At 36.9% G+C, this 15,354-nt stretch carries 16 protein-coding genes and 4 pseudogenes; 1 reads left to right on the plus strand and 19 read right to left on the minus strand.

Annotation, left to right across the window (positions count from 1 at the left end):
- Nucleotides 1-269: 269 nt before the first annotated feature.
- From argR to accB, 11 genes and pseudogenes are all read right to left on the minus strand, one after another.
- Entirely contained in the window at nucleotides 270-719 is a 450-nt protein-coding gene (gene argR, locus AC1DJR_RS18540) for an arginine repressor ArgR (protein ID WP_002015076.1), read from the minus strand.
- Between the two features lie 142 nt (nucleotides 720-861).
- Complete coding sequence (locus tag AC1DJR_RS18545; RefSeq protein ID WP_002015074.1) at nucleotides 862-1,701, minus strand: TlyA family RNA methyltransferase; 840 nt, start codon at nucleotides 1,699-1,701, stop codon at nucleotides 862-864.
- A gap of 3 nt (nucleotides 1,702-1,704) precedes the next feature.
- Nucleotides 1,705-3,485: pseudogene (gene dxs / locus AC1DJR_RS18550) on the minus strand (1-deoxy-D-xylulose-5-phosphate synthase).
- A gap of 307 nt (nucleotides 3,486-3,792) precedes the next feature.
- Nucleotides 3,793-4,686, minus strand: a complete 894-nt coding sequence (gene ispA / locus AC1DJR_RS18555) for a (2E,6E)-farnesyl diphosphate synthase (protein WP_477003213.1) — start codon at nucleotides 4,684-4,686, stop codon at nucleotides 3,793-3,795.
- Complete coding sequence (gene xseB, locus AC1DJR_RS18560; protein ID WP_000428422.1) at nucleotides 4,686-4,916, minus strand: exodeoxyribonuclease VII small subunit; 231 nt, start codon at nucleotides 4,914-4,916, stop codon at nucleotides 4,686-4,688. The genes ispA and xseB overlap by 1 nt, the downstream gene beginning before the upstream one ends.
- Nucleotides 4,906-6,264 (minus strand): exodeoxyribonuclease VII large subunit, encoded by a 1,359-nt coding sequence (gene xseA, locus AC1DJR_RS18565; protein ID WP_429686883.1) that lies wholly within the window; start codon nucleotides 6,262-6,264, stop codon nucleotides 4,906-4,908. The genes xseB and xseA overlap by 11 nt, the downstream gene beginning before the upstream one ends.
- A gap of 26 nt (nucleotides 6,265-6,290) precedes the next feature.
- Nucleotides 6,291-7,118 carry a bifunctional methylenetetrahydrofolate dehydrogenase/methenyltetrahydrofolate cyclohydrolase FolD gene (gene folD / locus AC1DJR_RS18570; RefSeq protein WP_477003214.1) on the minus strand — a complete coding sequence of 276 codons (828 nt, stop codon included), beginning with the start codon at nucleotides 7,116-7,118 and terminating at the stop codon, nucleotides 6,291-6,293.
- Nucleotides 7,102-7,218 (minus strand): annotated as a pseudogene (locus tag AC1DJR_RS18575) (transcription antitermination factor NusB); the annotation flags it as partial. The pseudogene AC1DJR_RS18575 and the gene folD, both read right to left, overlap by 17 nt.
- A 348-nt stretch (nucleotides 7,219-7,566) precedes the next feature.
- On the minus strand, nucleotides 7,567-7,959 hold the full coding sequence (locus tag AC1DJR_RS18580) for an Asp23/Gls24 family envelope stress response protein (RefSeq protein WP_000807630.1): 393 nt from the start codon (nucleotides 7,957-7,959) through the stop codon (nucleotides 7,567-7,569).
- Nucleotides 7,960-7,981: 22 nt separating this feature from the next.
- A complete protein-coding gene (gene accC, locus AC1DJR_RS18585; protein ID WP_002015065.1) occupies nucleotides 7,982-9,334 on the minus strand; it encodes an acetyl-CoA carboxylase biotin carboxylase subunit in 1,353 nt (450 codons plus the stop codon).
- A gap of 16 nt (nucleotides 9,335-9,350) precedes the next feature.
- Nucleotides 9,351-9,839 carry an acetyl-CoA carboxylase biotin carboxyl carrier protein gene (gene accB / locus AC1DJR_RS18590; protein ID WP_002192509.1) on the minus strand — a complete coding sequence of 163 codons (489 nt, stop codon included), beginning with the start codon at nucleotides 9,837-9,839 and terminating at the stop codon, nucleotides 9,351-9,353.
- 471 nt (nucleotides 9,840-10,310) lie between these two features.
- Here accB and AC1DJR_RS18595 point away from each other — a divergent pair, with 471 nt between their 5' ends.
- Entirely contained in the window at nucleotides 10,311-10,508 is a 198-nt protein-coding gene (locus AC1DJR_RS18595) for a hypothetical protein (RefSeq protein WP_012261697.1), read from the plus strand.
- A 58-nt stretch (nucleotides 10,509-10,566) separates the two neighbouring features.
- Here the strand turns inward: AC1DJR_RS18595 and AC1DJR_RS18600 are convergent.
- From AC1DJR_RS18600 to spoIIIAA, 8 genes and pseudogenes are all read right to left on the minus strand, one after another.
- A pseudogene (locus tag AC1DJR_RS18600) lies at nucleotides 10,567-11,067 on the minus strand (SpoIIIAH-like family protein); the annotation flags it as partial.
- Between the two features lie 24 nt (nucleotides 11,068-11,091).
- Nucleotides 11,092-11,754 (minus strand): stage III sporulation protein AG, encoded by a 663-nt coding sequence (gene spoIIIAG / locus AC1DJR_RS18605; protein ID WP_429686884.1) that lies wholly within the window; start codon nucleotides 11,752-11,754, stop codon nucleotides 11,092-11,094.
- Nucleotides 11,744-12,376 (minus strand): stage III sporulation protein AF, encoded by a 633-nt coding sequence (gene spoIIIAF, locus AC1DJR_RS18610; protein WP_429686885.1) that lies wholly within the window; start codon nucleotides 12,374-12,376, stop codon nucleotides 11,744-11,746. Before spoIIIAF ends, spoIIIAG begins: the two co-directional genes overlap by 11 nt.
- A 12-nt stretch (nucleotides 12,377-12,388) precedes the next feature.
- Nucleotides 12,389-13,561, minus strand: a complete 1,173-nt coding sequence (gene spoIIIAE / locus AC1DJR_RS18615; RefSeq protein ID WP_002033983.1) for a stage III sporulation protein AE — start codon at nucleotides 13,559-13,561, stop codon at nucleotides 12,389-12,391.
- 10 nt (nucleotides 13,562-13,571) lie between these two features.
- A pseudogene (locus AC1DJR_RS18620) lies at nucleotides 13,572-13,718 on the minus strand (SpoIIIAC/SpoIIIAD family protein); the annotation flags it as partial.
- A 74-nt stretch (nucleotides 13,719-13,792) separates the two neighbouring features.
- Nucleotides 13,793-13,996, minus strand: coding sequence for a stage III sporulation protein AC (spoIIIAC, locus tag AC1DJR_RS18625; protein ID WP_000020914.1), 204 nt, complete (start codon nucleotides 13,994-13,996; stop codon nucleotides 13,793-13,795).
- 14 nt (nucleotides 13,997-14,010) lie between these two features.
- The gene (gene spoIIIAB / locus AC1DJR_RS18630; RefSeq protein WP_002088574.1) at nucleotides 14,011-14,526 is read right to left on the minus strand and encodes a stage III sporulation protein SpoIIIAB; all 516 of its coding nucleotides are present in this window, start codon (nucleotides 14,524-14,526) and stop codon (nucleotides 14,011-14,013) included.
- Nucleotides 14,520-15,354: stage III sporulation protein AA (gene spoIIIAA / locus AC1DJR_RS18635; protein WP_477003215.1), on the minus strand; the 835-nt coding region annotated here is incomplete at its 5' end. The genes spoIIIAB and spoIIIAA, both read right to left, overlap by 7 nt.

Here is a 15,354-nt window from a genome sequence, read left to right on the forward strand (position 1 = left end):
GCCCCATTCACCTCGTTATAAACTAATCCCCTATTAAGGGCTTTTCTCAGTATTCTTCATTCAAATAGTTATACTATATGTTTGTATGTATAAATTACTCTTCTAACCCGCTCCATTGTACCAAACATTCGTTTTACGGGTCAATCCACCTATTTTCTAACTTCATTCAAAAAAAATAATGTATTGTATTTGAAAATCCGTATTTTTCGCCAATAAAAATATCTTGTTTACTTTCCACTTTACAGAGGAAAGTAAACAAGATTTTTCTGTTAAAGCATATTTAAGAAACGATCAGAGACAACACCTGTATCTTCAGGTGTACGGCAAATAATTAAGCAAGTATCATCACCACAAATGGTTCCGACGATCTCATCCCACTCTAAATGATCAATGAGTGCCCCAAGTGAATGAGCGTTACCAGGCAATGTTTTTAGCACAAGCATATGTCCTGCCGTGTCTAATTTTACAAATGAATCCACTAGATTTCGTTTTAATTTTTGCAACGGATTAAATCGTTGATCTGCTGGCAAGCTATATTTATAGCGGCCATCATGTAATGGCACCTTCACTAAGTGCAGTTCTTTAATATCGCGCGATACTGTTGCTTGCGTTACATTAAACCCCACATTACGTAAAATATCAACTAGCTCATCTTGTGTTTCAATTTCTTTGTTAGCAATAATTTCCCTGATTTTAATATGGCGCTGACCTTTATTCATACATTTGCACCTCACACTATCTCTTACCATAGTTTAAACATTGGTATACTTCATTTATTTATGTTACCGTATAATCCATTACTTGTACACAATTGTTTTTACAATCATTATACGATTACAACAAAAAGAGGAACAACATATGTYATTCCCCTTTCCCTTTTTGTTTTAGAACATCATGTGCTTCTGTAACAACTTGCTCAATAGAAACCGGAGAATGATTTTCGCCATTCTCACGCTCACCGTGCCACTTTAGATGAATTAAAAATTCAATATTTCCATCCCCGCCTGTAATTGGTGARAATGTTAAACCTTCGATATTATASCCTTCCTTAAGAGCAAAATCGACAATCATTTCCACGACAGCTTCATGTACTTTTCTATCACGAACAATGCCTTTTTTCCCGACTTGTTCTCGTCCAGCTTCAAACTGAGGTTTAATCAATGCAGCTACATCACCATTTGGCATAAGCATTGTTTTTAAAACCGGCAATATAAGCCTTAATGATATAAATGAAACATCAATACTTGCAAACTGCGGTAAACCACGCTCTAAATCTGCCGGTGTCACGTAACGGAAGTTCGTTCGTTCCATCACAACAACACGCTCATCTTGACGCAATTTCCACGCAAGTTGATTATATCCTACATCTAATGCGTAGGATAACTTCGCCCCATTTTGAAGCGCACAGTCTGTAAAACCACCAGTTGATGAACCAATATCTATCATAACCTTATCTTGTAAATCAAGTTGAAATGTTTCTAATGCCTTTTCAAGCTTATAACCGCCACGGCTTACATACGGCATGACTTGCCCTTTCACCGTAATCTCCGTATCTTGTGAGATTTTCTCCCCTGGCTTATCGAGTCTCATTTCATTCGCATATACAAGACCTGCCATAACAGCACGTTTAGCCTTCTCACGCGTTTCTATAAGTCCTCGCTCTACTAATAGTACATCTACTCTTTCTTTTTTTACGCTCATTTGTTACGCCCTTTTTTGTTTTGATGGAATCATTGTATGAATACGGTCTACAACAGCATCTGTTGTTAAACCAATTTCTTCTAACAGTTTTGTTACACTACCATGCTCTATGAAGCGATCAGGAATACCCATTCGTTCAATTAAAGCACTATGGTATCCGTTCTCAGAAGCAAATTCAACTACTCCCGTTCCAAAGCCACCGATTAAACAAGCCTCTTCAATCGTTAAAATCGGTATATTTTTCCCTAAAAGCTCATGTAAATATGCTTCGTCCATCGGCTTAATAAAGCGAGCATTCACTACTTTCACTGATACTCCAGCTTGTTCAAGACGCTCAGCTGCTTCCATTGCCATCGGGATTGTCGTACCAAACGTTAAAATTGCTGCTTGTGTGCCTTCTTTTAACGTTTCCCATGTACCGATTGGAATCGCCTTTAATTCTTCATCCATTTGAACGCCAAGTCCATTTCCGCGTGCATAACGTAAAGCAATCGGTCCATCTTCGTATTGCATCGCTGTATATACTAAATGTTGACCTTCATTTTCATCTTTCGGCATCATAAGCACCATATTCGGCAAGTGACGTAAAAACGCGATGTCAAATACACCTTGATGCGTTTCACCGTCTGCTCCTACTAATCCAGAGCGATCTATTCCAATGAAAACATTTAAATTCTGGCGACAAATATCATGAACAACTTGGTCATATGCTCTTTGTAAAAATGTTGAATAAATTGCTAGGAACGGCTTCATCCCTTGTGTTGCCATACCAGCTGCCATTGTTGTAGCATGCTGCTCTGCAATACCTACATCAATCATGCGATCCGGAAATTCTTTTTGGAATTTCTCAAGTTTCGATCCAACAGGCATTGCAGGCGTAATTGCAACGATACGTTCATCCGTTCTCGCTAGCTTAAGCACTGTTTCACTAACAACAGCACTCCATGCTGGTGCAACTTCTTTCGGTTTAACGAAGTCACCTGACTCAATTTTATACGRTCCTGTTCCRTGCCAAGTTCCAATAACGTCACTTTCAGCTGGTTTATAACCTTTTCCTTTTTTCGTAATAACATGAACAAGTACTGGGCCTTTTGTTTTCTTTGCATATTGCAACGTTTCGAATAACTTTTCATAATCATGCCGACTGCTGGGATTTTCTTCAATATATACTCTAGTTCATCTTTTACCCAATGGTACTTCCCTGCGGTACGTAAACGACCAAGTACATTATGAAGTGCACCGACGTTTGGTGCAATTGACATTTCATTGTCATTCAAAATAACAATCATGTCCGTTTTTTCATGCCCAATGTGGTTCAATGCCTCTAAAGCCATTCCGCCTGTTAATGCACCATCGCCAATGATTGGTATAACGTATTCTTCCGTTTTCTTTAAATCACGTGCTAGAGCCATTCCCATTGCAGCAGATAACGACGTTGAACTATGACCAGTTTCCCAAACATCATGCTCACTCTCRCAGCGTTTTGGAAAACCACATAGACCTTGGTATTGCCTTAATGTGCCGAATTCTTTCGCACGCCCTGTTAAAATTTTATGTACATAGGATTGATGTCCTACGTCCCATAAAAACTTATCTTTCGGACTATCAAATAATTTATGCAGAGCAATTGTGAGTTCTACTACACCTAAATTAGGTGCAATATGTCCACCTGTTTGAGAGAGCTCTTCAATTAAAAACTTACGAATATCCTCACTCAACCCCTCTAGTTCACTGATAGACATATCTTTCAAAAAACTAGGGTTTTGAATTYGCGTTAGATCCACATGGATCACTCACTTTCATTTCATAATCTGTCAACATGTCAAATATTATAAGAAACATTTACACAACACAAGAAATTATCTTTTCTATTCTTTTTATCTTGTCCTGCTTTCAGAAAACACTTCCATTTTTTCACTTATCATATTATACATCATATTTCTTTACGTGATGAAAAAAATAGCCGCTAACACGAAGTGATAACGGCAATGTAATCTACATATATTTTTGCCAATAACAAGAAAAGAAAAACCTTTCCTACATTTATATCATAAAATGATGAATGACTCAACAAATGGAAACGCTGTTATATTAGTTATTACGTTTTGCGATTAAATCACAAATAGATAGTAAATATTCATCTTGTAATTGTAAGGAGCTAATAGAATCTTTTGCTTTTGCAATTTTCTCCTCTAAAATAGATTTTGCTCTATCTACAGTAAATAACGTCGTATATGTGCTCTTCTCGTTGGAAACATCACTACCAATCGGTTTTCCAATCTCTTCTTCTGTTCCTTCTACATCCAAAATATCATCTCTAATTTGGAAAGCTAGACCGATATATTTCGCAAATGCAAGTAACTTCTCTTCTTGCTCTTCTGTAGCATCAGAAAGTATCGCTCCTGCAAGTACAGCAAACTCAAGCAGTTTACCTGTCTTATGATTATGAATGTACTCTAATTCATTAATTGTAAGTCGTTTTCCTTCAGCTTCCATATCTGCCACTTGTCCAGCAACCATTCCTTCAGGTCCTGCTGCTTTCGCAAGCTCAAGTACAAGTCTTACTTTTTTTTCAGCAGAGATTTCTTTTTGCTCATATGCCATAATAACTTGAAAAGCATATGTCAACAAACCATCTCCCGCTAAAACTGCCATTGCTTCACCAAATACTTTATGATTTGTAGGCTTTCCTCGTCTTAGATCATCATCATCCATACAAGGTAAATCATCATGAATTAACGAATATGTATGAATCATTTCAAGGGCACAAGCTGCACCCACTCCAAGATTTCTTTCTTTCCCAAACGCTTGTAACGTTGCAAATAAAAGTAACGGGCGGAGACGTTTCCCACCCGCTTCCAAAGAATATGCCATCGCTTCACGAAGCACATTTGGACATTGTAATTCATTTGCATAGCTTACAAGCTTTTCTTCTACGAAAGTTTTACTCTCTTTCAAAAAAGCATCAAAAGCTATATGTGTCACTATGCTTCATCTCCTAAAGCAGTAAACGGTTTAAGCTCTCCATCTTCCCCAAGGATAACTGCCATTTGTTCTTGTACATCTTTCAATTTCTCATCACAAAGCTTAGATAATTCCATGCCTTCCTTAAAATAAGAAATTGCTTCCTCTAAAGGTACATCACCTTGTTCAAGCTTAGAAACGAGATGCTCAAGCTGCGAAATTGCTTCTTCAAAGCTTAACTTATTTTCCATTATTCAATTCACGCTCCTCTATGCTTGATACGCTACAATCTAGTATTCCATCTTGTAATTGAACCGAAACAGCATCTCCAAGGCTAACATCTTTCACGCTTTTTAATACTTGTTTCTCTTCATCGTATACAAGCCCATACCCTCTCATCATTACTTTAAGCGGGCTTAATACCTCAAGCTTTTGAGCCGCTCTCACAAATACGAACTCCTTCGTTTGAAGTAATGTTTGCATTTCACGTTGCAACTGCTTTTGCAACGTTTCAATTGCCGTTTTCGTTTGTATAATTTTTTGAGATGGGTGGTGCTTTTCTAAATAAAATGAAAGTTGCTTTAATTGATTTACTTTTTTATCTATATAACGCTCTTTCGCTAAAACAAGTTGTTCAAGAGCCCTGTCTAACTGCTCTTCTTTTTGCTCGTACACTTGCCTTGGATAACGGAACGCATAAGATTTTTGTAACACTTGCAGTTTTTCTTCTTTTTTATGTACTCTCTCTCTCATTGCTCTTTGCAATCTCAGAGTTCTTTGTAATACCTTTTCTTGTAACTCTATAGTATTAGGTACCGCCAGCTCAGCTGCTGCAGTCGGTGTTGGTGCACGTAAATCCGCGACAAAATCTGCGATTGTAAAATCTGTTTCATGGCCTACAGCCGAAATAATCGGAATCTCACTTGTGAAAATTTCTCTTGCAACTATTTCCTCATTAAAGGCCCATAATTCTTCAATAGAGCCTCCACCACGTCCAACAATTAAAACATCAATATCTCCCATTTCATTCGCTGTACGAATYGCTTGTACAATCGAGGGAGCYGCTGACTCCCCTTGTACAAGTACAGGAAACACAATAACATTTCCAATTGGATAACGACGTTTAATTGTTGTTATAATATCGCGAATTGCTGCTCCTGTTGGCGACGTGATTACACCTATTGTTTTAGCATACGGAGGAATTATTTTTTTATAAACTTGAGAAAACAAGCCCTCTTCCTCTAAACGAACTTTTAATTGCTCATAAGCTAAATGCAAGTTTCCAATTCCGTCAGGCTGCATGTCTTGAATATAAATTTGATAAGAACCACTCGCCTCATAAACAGAAATCTTTCCTCTTACAAGTACTTTCATTCCATTTTCCGGTCTGAATTTAATGTTACGATTATGACCCGCAAACATAACCGCTGCAATTCTTGCATTTTCATCTTTCAATGTAAAATACATATGACCACGACTATGATATTTAAAGTTGGAAATTTCTCCTTTTAACCAAACAGACTGTAAATGCGGATCATACTCTATTTTTGTTTTAATATAGCGTGTTAATGCTGTAACGGTTAAATATTGTTTCTCCATTTCTCTCTCCTCATAGCCGATTCAAATTATTGACAAACAACACCTGCACGCTTTGCAGACTCCACAGTGTTGTGAAGAAGCATTGTAATAGTCATTGGGCCGACTCCTTTTGGCACAGGCGTAATGTAACCTGCAACGTCTAATACATTGTCAAAATCAACATCACCACAAAGTTTGCCTGTTTCTAAACGGTTAACACCAACATCAATTACAACCGCACCCTCTTTAATATAGTCAGCTGTTACCATTTTCGGTCGTCCAACGGCTACGATTAAAATATCAGCTAACTTCGATAATTCTTTTATATTTTGCGTCTTAGAATGACAATATGTGACAGTTGCATTTTCATTTAAAAACAGTTGCCCCACTGGTTTACCAACAATATTACTTCTTCCAATTACAACAACATGCTTTCCAGAAATATCAAGATTCGTTTCTTTTACTAATTCTAAAATGCCATGCGGTGTACATGGAAGGAATGTGTCTTGTCCCGTCATCATACGTCCTACGCTGATTGGGTGAAATCCATCTACATCCTTTTCCGGTGAAATTCTTTCAATGATAGCTTTTTCTTCAATRTGTTTTGGTAAAGGTAATTGTACCAATATGCCATTAATGCGGTCGTCTCCATTTAAGCGATCGATTTCAGCAAGCAAACGCTCCTCAGTAATCGTTTCAGGAAGTTCAATTAGCTCTGAATAGATTCCTACTTGCTCACAGCCTTTTTCTTTTCCTTTTACATAAGAACGAGATGCTGGATCTTCTCCAACTAAAATAACTGCTAATCCTGGTACAATCCCTTGCTCTTTTAACTTCACAACTTTTTCTTTTAATTGTGCTCGTTTTTTCTCCATCTAGCGTATTTTCCACCGCTACTTTCGGTTCTAATTCACCTGTAATATCCATTTGGTATAATGCTTGCATTGCTCTTTCTCTAGCCGTCCTACGTTTCATTGTAACTCTCCTTTATACTTCAAGTCTTTCCTTATGTTTTGTTATATTATTATAATTTATAAGCCGTCAATTCACTTACTCTTGCAGTTTTCATTGATTTTCCAACCTTATAATACAATGATAATAACACAATTTATCGTTTCACACACGGGGTACAAGGCTGAAAAATAATAAAAAGATTAACTTCAAGTTCCATATCTTATCACAATGTACGTTTTCTGGAAAAATGAAACATACCGTTTTATTTTTCTTTTTTTTTGAAATAGTATAATAATTAGAAGGTTTTAATTTGTGAAGAAATGAAACGATAAAAAAGATGCCTATTTTACTAGGCACCTTTTTCCACTCTTACACTGGTTCGATTTCTGTTTTTTGTGTTTCGAATGTTACGCCAACGATGTGAACGTTCACTTCTTTTGGCTCAAGTCCTGTCATTGTAAAGAGTGCTTGGCGAATATTGTCTTGAATTTTTTGTGCAACAACCGGAATCGCTACACCAAAATACATCACAACATAAAGGTCAACAATAATATCTTCGTTTGCTAATTCAACCTTTACACCTTTACCATGATTTTTCTTACCTAACTTCTCAACAACATCTGTAGCAAAATTACCACGCATTGCCGCTACACCTTCTACTTCAGCAGCTGCAATACCTGCAATTACTTCGATTACTTCTGGTGCAATTTCTACTTTTCCAAGAGTTGTATCTTGACCCATATCTAACATATGTTCAGCCATGAAAAAAACCTCCTTTAATGTATCACTGCGTCACAAGTTCATGCTCTTCCAAAAATTTCGTGTTAAACTCACCTTTTACAAAATCAGGATGCTCTAGCAATTGCAAATGGAACGGGATTGTTGTATGTACGCCTTCAATGACAAACTCACTGAGCGCTCGCTTCATTTTTGCAATTGCCTCTTCACGTGTTTTTCCGTGAACAATTAATTTAGCAACCATCGAATCATAGAAAGGTGGTATTGAATATCCCGGATATACAGCTGAATCGACGCGAATACCAAATCCGCCTGGTGGTAAGTACATTTCTACTTTACCTGGAGATGGCATAAATTTTTTGGCAGGGTTTTCCGCATTAATTCGACATTCCATTGCCCAACCATTAAATTGTACTTCTTCTTGCTGTAACGATAACTTTTCTCCAGAAGCAACAAGAATTTGTTCTTTAATTAAATCCATCCCTGTTACCATTTCAGTAACTGGATGTTCAACTTGGATTCTCGTATTCATCTCCATGAAATAAAAGCTTTTCGTTTTATATTCATAAATAAACTCAACCGTACCAGCACCTGTATAATCAACCGCTACCGCCGCTTTAACTGCTGCYTCACCCATTTGCTTGCGAATATTCTCATCAAGTGCAGGTGATGGACTTTCTTCTAATAGTTTTTGCAGACGGCGCTGAATTGTACAATCACGCTCTCCTAAATGAATGGCATTTCCATGTGTATCTGCCATTATTTGAATCTCAACATGGCGGAAATCTTCAACGTACTTCTCCAAGTATACACCAGGGTTCCCAAAAGCGGTACTGGCTTCTTGCTGTGTAATTTGAATTCCTTTTACAAGCTCTTCTTCATGGCGCGCAACACGAATACCTTTTCCGCCGCCACCTGCAGTCGCTTTAATGATAACTGGATATCCAAGTTGATTAGCAAGCTCGATCGCTTCTTCGGTATTTTTAATAATCCCTTGTGAACCTGGTACAATCGGAACCCCTGCTTCTTTCATTGTATCACGTGCAACGTCTTTTGTGCCCATCTTTGAAATGGCTTCTGGGCTTGGACCGATAAAAATCAAGTTACACTCACGGCATAATTCTGCAAAATCTGCATTCTCTGCTAAAAATCCATATCCCGGATGAATTGCATCACAACCTGTTAATTTCGCAACACTAATAATGTTCGTCAAATTTAAATAGCTTTCTTTTGAAATCGTTGGTCCAACACAATACGCTTCATCTGCAATTTGCACATGAAGTGACTCTTTGTCTGCTTCTGAATAAATTGCAACTGTTTCAATATCCATTTCTTTACAAGCACGAATAATTCGTACAGCAATTTCCCCACGATTGGCTATTAATACTTTTTTTATCATCACAAAGACTCCCTTATTACGCTTTTACAAGAAATAGCGGTTGTCCATACTCAACAAGCTGTCCGTTATTAACAAGAATTTCAACAATTTCGCCCTCTACATCTGCGTCAATTTCGTTAAATAATTTCATAGCCTCAACAATACATACGATAGAATCTTTCGATACTCTGTCCCCAACACTTACATATTGAGGTGTATCAGGCGAAGAAGAGGAATAAAATGTCCCTACCATCGGTGATGTGATTTTATGTAGGTTTTCATTTTGAACAGCTGTCTTCTCTTCTTGTTTTGGCGCTTCTACTTGCGCTGCCGCTACTGCTGTTTCTACTTCAACAGATGCTGCTGGTTGTACTACCTGTTTCGTTACCGGTGCTTGCACAGCAACAACTTCATTACCACGTTTTTTCATTTTGATTGCTGTACCGTCTTTTTTGTATTCAAATTCATCAATATTAGAGCTATCAATTAATTTAATTAATTCACGAACTTCTTGAATTTTAAACATGTAAAATCCACTCCCATACTCTTGTTTGTCCCGTTTTTACAGATTGGCATCAAACTGATTTACTGTAAAAATACGATGTATTCTATTAGAAAATTTATTCCTATGACATTTACTAATAGAAATATTTACTATTCCCATCTTACGCTAAATTTTTTAAACATTCCAATTTATATTTCTTTATTATAAATCGAAACTCCTGTAAAAATATTATTCCGCCAAAAAATTATTACCTAGTAATAATACCAAGTTTCACACAAAATTGGCAAGACCACTTCCTAAAAAACATTCTTTACTTTTTCAAAACTGCAAAGTGTAAAAACGTAATTCCCTCAGCATTCTTCATTTTATCTACGGTAAAAAAACATATTTTTACCAAATATTATTTTTTTGTTTACGCGCCGTTCATTCTTCCTTCATAAAAGAATAGTATGTTCAAAGTGTAGCAAATTTATTGTAGTGAGGTGCGGACATATGATATGGCTCATCCTGTTCTTGCCTGCCGTAGTGATTTGGACATTGGTCCTCTTCATTCACGTCAAATCTGGAAAAACTAATCACCATCATCACGAACCATTAATCTTTTACTCACAGCGTATTTCCCCGTTTCCAATTGAAAATACTAAATACAACTGCAAAGATGAAATAGAAAAAAGCTATCGAAAACGATAGCTTTTTTCTATTATTCTTTTATCTAATTTGAAGCAGCAACACCTATTATAATTTCAATTTATTTTACTGATGGATCAAATTTCACACCTACATCTTTTGAACCACCTTCACTTCTTACGAGCTGAATAATTTTATTCGCTTCTTTTTGTGAATGCTTTGCCGATTTAACTGTTACTTTAATGTCCGTTCCATCAGCTCTTACAAGAGCATCCTTATATCCGCCTTGAGATTTAATCACTGTCTCAAGTAATTGTTGCTTCGTTTCCATCGTAGTRATKGCATCAAGATTATCTTTCGCTTTACTCTTTTCTTCTGCTGAAGATTTTGATGACTTCATTACATTTTGTAACTTTTCTTTCTCTACACTACGCTGATCTTCCATTTGCATACGTAGCGCTGTAAAATTCTCATCGCTTGATTGAACTGTTACGCTAGCCTCTTTTTTACTTGTTTCTTTTTTGTCATTCTCTTTTTTGTCTGTTTCTTTATTTGTAGTTTCCTTGCTTGTATTTTCTTTTGTTGTCTCTTTATTTGTAGTTTCTTTCGTTGCCGTTTGTTTTTTTAACACTTTATTTCCTCCCTATCAATTTTTCGGTGATACTGAAACGCGATGAGCTGGTACATCTAATAATCGCGTCACAGCTTCTTTTACCATTGCTTTTATTTGTATATTATCCACTCCCTTTGCTACGACCAGAACACCTCGTACTTTCGGTTTCTCTGTTCGCAAAACAATTGGAGTTTCTTTATCACCTTCACGTATAATGACTGTCTTTTCATCAAGAGACTCGTCTTCTACTTCCCTTTTCCCGCCTGCTTTATCAGTTTCACCTGTCTTTTGTGAACGTTTTACTGTATTTTTCTCGAGTATTTTTTCTTCAGATGAATCTAAGTTCACTTTAATAGTTACATCTTTTACTCCGGCTATCTCTTCTAAAGAAGCTTTCAATTCTTGTTCATACGCTTTTTCGTATTTTTCTACATTTGACATATTATCATTGTTTTTTTGACCGAAAGTTGGTACATCTTTATCTTGGCTTTGACTTGTCTTTTCTTTAAACACAGGCACTTCTTCTTTTTTAGGTGATAAGAAATTACTAGAAAACATAAGCGCAATCCCAAGTATGAGTAGGACAAGCAAAAACTTAGGTGTTACCTTTTTCCCCTTCTCATTACTTTCTTTTCCATCCCCATTTAATARGTTTCGAAAAAATGAGAACCTCGAATTTTTATCTTTATTGTCCATTTACGCTACCTGTCCTCCCTTCCATCTGAACTTGGATTTGTTTATCCTCTAGTTGCCACCTGCTTGAAAAGAAATCTTTCATTTCTACATTCGTTTCTTCTATTTTTTTTGGAGGTTCTTTCATATTAATTTCAATTGGCTTTACTGTTTCGATTGCATCATTTTTACTACGTTCTTTTTCTTTCAACGTCACAACAACAGATTGAATATCTTTCGCTGACTTTACTTCTTCAGTATGTTCCACTGCGACTATTTGTATTTCAGAGACTGTCATACCATACTTTTTCTCAAACTCTTTTCCTACGTCTTTTTTCATTTTGGTAGCCATCTCTTCTAAACTATATGCACGTGTTAGAGCTTGTATTTCTTTTTTCTTCGAATCTATCGAATTTTTTACAGATCCATCTGCTACGTACTTTTCCTCATTGAAATTTGCGATAACTTCATTTACATCTGTTTGTAACAACTTAAATAGAGGCGTTAAAATTAATACGACTAACAATAGACTTACAACGAATTTAACGTACTTTTGCAAATTTGAATTTGGAAGAATAAGATGAAGCATTGTCGCTAAGAGTAAAAAAACGATAATATTTCTAATCCACTCTGTAACAAATTGCATACTCTTCACCTCCTACCGCATCATGAGAGTAATGTTCCCGGCAGCAATAATAATTGTGATACTTAAAAAGAACATAAATGATACGATAGCTAAGCAAGCAAATACGTAAATGATACTTCGTCCAATGATATCTAAACATTGAATAATTGCTCCTCCGCCTACTGGTTGCAATACTGCTGCTGCGAATTTATAAATAAACGCGATACAAAAAATTTGAATCGCTGGGAAAGCGACAATTAAGCATAAAATAACGAGCCCGATAATTCCGACTGTGTTTTTTAATAATCCAGATGCACTAATAACAGTATCCGCCGCCTCAGTAAACATCCTTCCTACTACAGGAATGAAGTTTCCTGTTACAAATTTGGCCGTTTTCACAGCTATACCATCAGCAACGGCTGACGCTGTTCCCTGTACAGATAATACGCCTAAAAAAACCGTCAAAAAGATACCAATAATCCCAACACTAACGTTTTGCAAAAGCTTGGACAATTTCGTAACTTTATATTGATCACTCATCGTGCTTACAATACTTAATATAGTTGCAAGTAATAAAAGTGGTAGAACGATATAGTTCATAAGAAGCCCACTCGTATTCATTAAGAAAATGATAATTGGATGAAAAAACGATACAGAAACAACACCGCCGCCTGTTGCTATGAGTGCGAGTAAAATTGGTAATAACGCTAGTATGAAATCTACCATTGTTTGTATCGTCTCTCTTGCATATGTCATGACGACATAAAAACTATTTAAAGCGAAAATAATAAGTACCATGTATACGACTGCATCAGCGATTTTACTCACGCTACTCTTTGAAAAAGCAGATTGCAACGATTGCAACAATGCACTGAAAATCGTGAGCATAATGAGCGTTCCAAGTAACTTTCCATTTGCAACAAGCTCATGAAATAAATATTTTAGTAGACCTATCATCCACTCTTTTATGGAGAACTCTTTTTCTCCCTTTACAAACTCCATAAAGCTTCCTTTTTGACTCTCTGGTAAATAGCCTCCATACTTTGTAACAAGCCCGTCCCAAAATTGCTTCACATCTTCAATTCCGAGCTTATCCAATTGTTGATCAACGACGTTTGTTTCTATAGGAGAAGCTTGTACAACAATCGGTAAAGAAAAGAAAAGGAAGCAAGCAAATAATAGCTTAGCTCCAAACTTCCTCAACATTCACTCCCCCTTATCCCGTAGGTAAAAAACCGAGAATTGTTTCAATTACAACCGTCAAAATAGGAATTGCCATGACGAGAATTAAGATTTTCCCAGCTAATTCAATTTTCGAAGCGATTGCACCTTGACCAGCATCCTTTGTAATTTGCGCACCAAACAAAACAGCAGCTAAAAATGTAGCAACGAGGCCTAATCCGACAATTTGTATAATTTCGATTCGAACCGCCTCCTTTACTGGAAGAGAAAGACACTTTTAATCTTGTCGAATAGAGTATTAATTAAAAATGCAACATGAAACAAAATAACGACAAAACCGACAAGGATAACCCAATTTGCAATATCCTCTCGCTTTAATTCTTTTAGTACAGTATGAATGAAAGCTAAAACAATGCCGATTCCGGCGATTTGAAATATTAATCCAACATCAATGGACATCGCCTTTCTCCCCCCTATAGCAGTAAAATTACGATAAGTAGCCCTGCTAGTACCCCTAAACTCTTTATCATTTTTTCATATTGTAGTTGTAATGCTTTCGCTTCTCCTTCTTCTCTCTCCAAATGTGTAATACATAAGCGAATATGTTTTTGCTGTGATTCACGATCATGTTGTCCAAGTGTTTCACCAAATTGTTGTAAGATTTCATACTCGGTTTGTTTAAACGCCGTTAACGTCCAGTTCTCCTTCAAACTATCAATCCAAGCTTCTCTAACTGTTTGCTCCCCGTCCTCTAGCCGTTTCGAAAAGCTTTGAAATATCCAATTTAACGGCTTCGGCATTTGTTTGACTAAACGCTCTGCAGCCTCAGATAACGGCGTGTGTCCATACATAATTTCAGCTTCTAATGATTGCAATGCTGCCTTCAATAACCTAAGTTGCCGCGGTCTCTCACTGTACCTTTTAGCGTATGAAAATCCGAAAAAAGTGCTAACAGCAACTATTAATACCGCACCAAATATTTTCACCATACGCCTTGAACCTTTCTRTGGGATAATACTGGTTTTCCATCTCTATCTTTCACTTGCATAACTGTTCCTGGCCCTCTCGCTTTTGATAATTCCACAAACCTATCAAATACACCAAGTTCCAGCACCGCCTGTAACGATGGACGTTTCACAACGTCATCATAAGAAAATCCATGTGCACTTATAAAAAGCTGAACACCTGCATGTACCGCCTCCATAATCGCTTCACTATCTTCTTTACGTCCAATTTCATCTACGATTAATATGTCTGGGCTCATAGAACGAATCATCATCATCATTCCTTCAGCTTTTGGACAAGCGTCTAATACATCTACTCGCACGCCAAAGTCATATTGCGGGATTCCTTTCACACAACCCGCAATTTCTGATCGTTCATCAACAATYCCCACTTTACATGAAGGAATTTTCGAAGCACTTACACCYTGACTCATACAGCGTGCTACATCTCTTAAAAGTGTTGTTTTCCCCGTTTGCGGTGGGCCWATTACCATCGTGTTTAACCATCGCGATTCATAAAGATATGGCAGAAGCGGCTCAGCAATCCCAATTTTTTGACGGGCAATACGAATATTAAAAGAAGAGACATCCCGAATCATTTTCACTGCACTTTTTTCTGTAATGACTTTTCCAGCTAGGCCAATTCTATGTCCTCCTCGTAGTGTCACATATCCACGTTTCAATTCCTCTTCCATCGTATAAATTGAGAATTGGCTTAATTTATTCAATAAATGGATCGCATCTTCCGCTGTAGCGATATAGTCATAGAAAAACACTTCTCCATGTGCGATACACTCTAGTGGCCTTCCAATT

The sequence above is a fragment of the Bacillus sp. 05T31 genome, assembly GCF_056396725.1.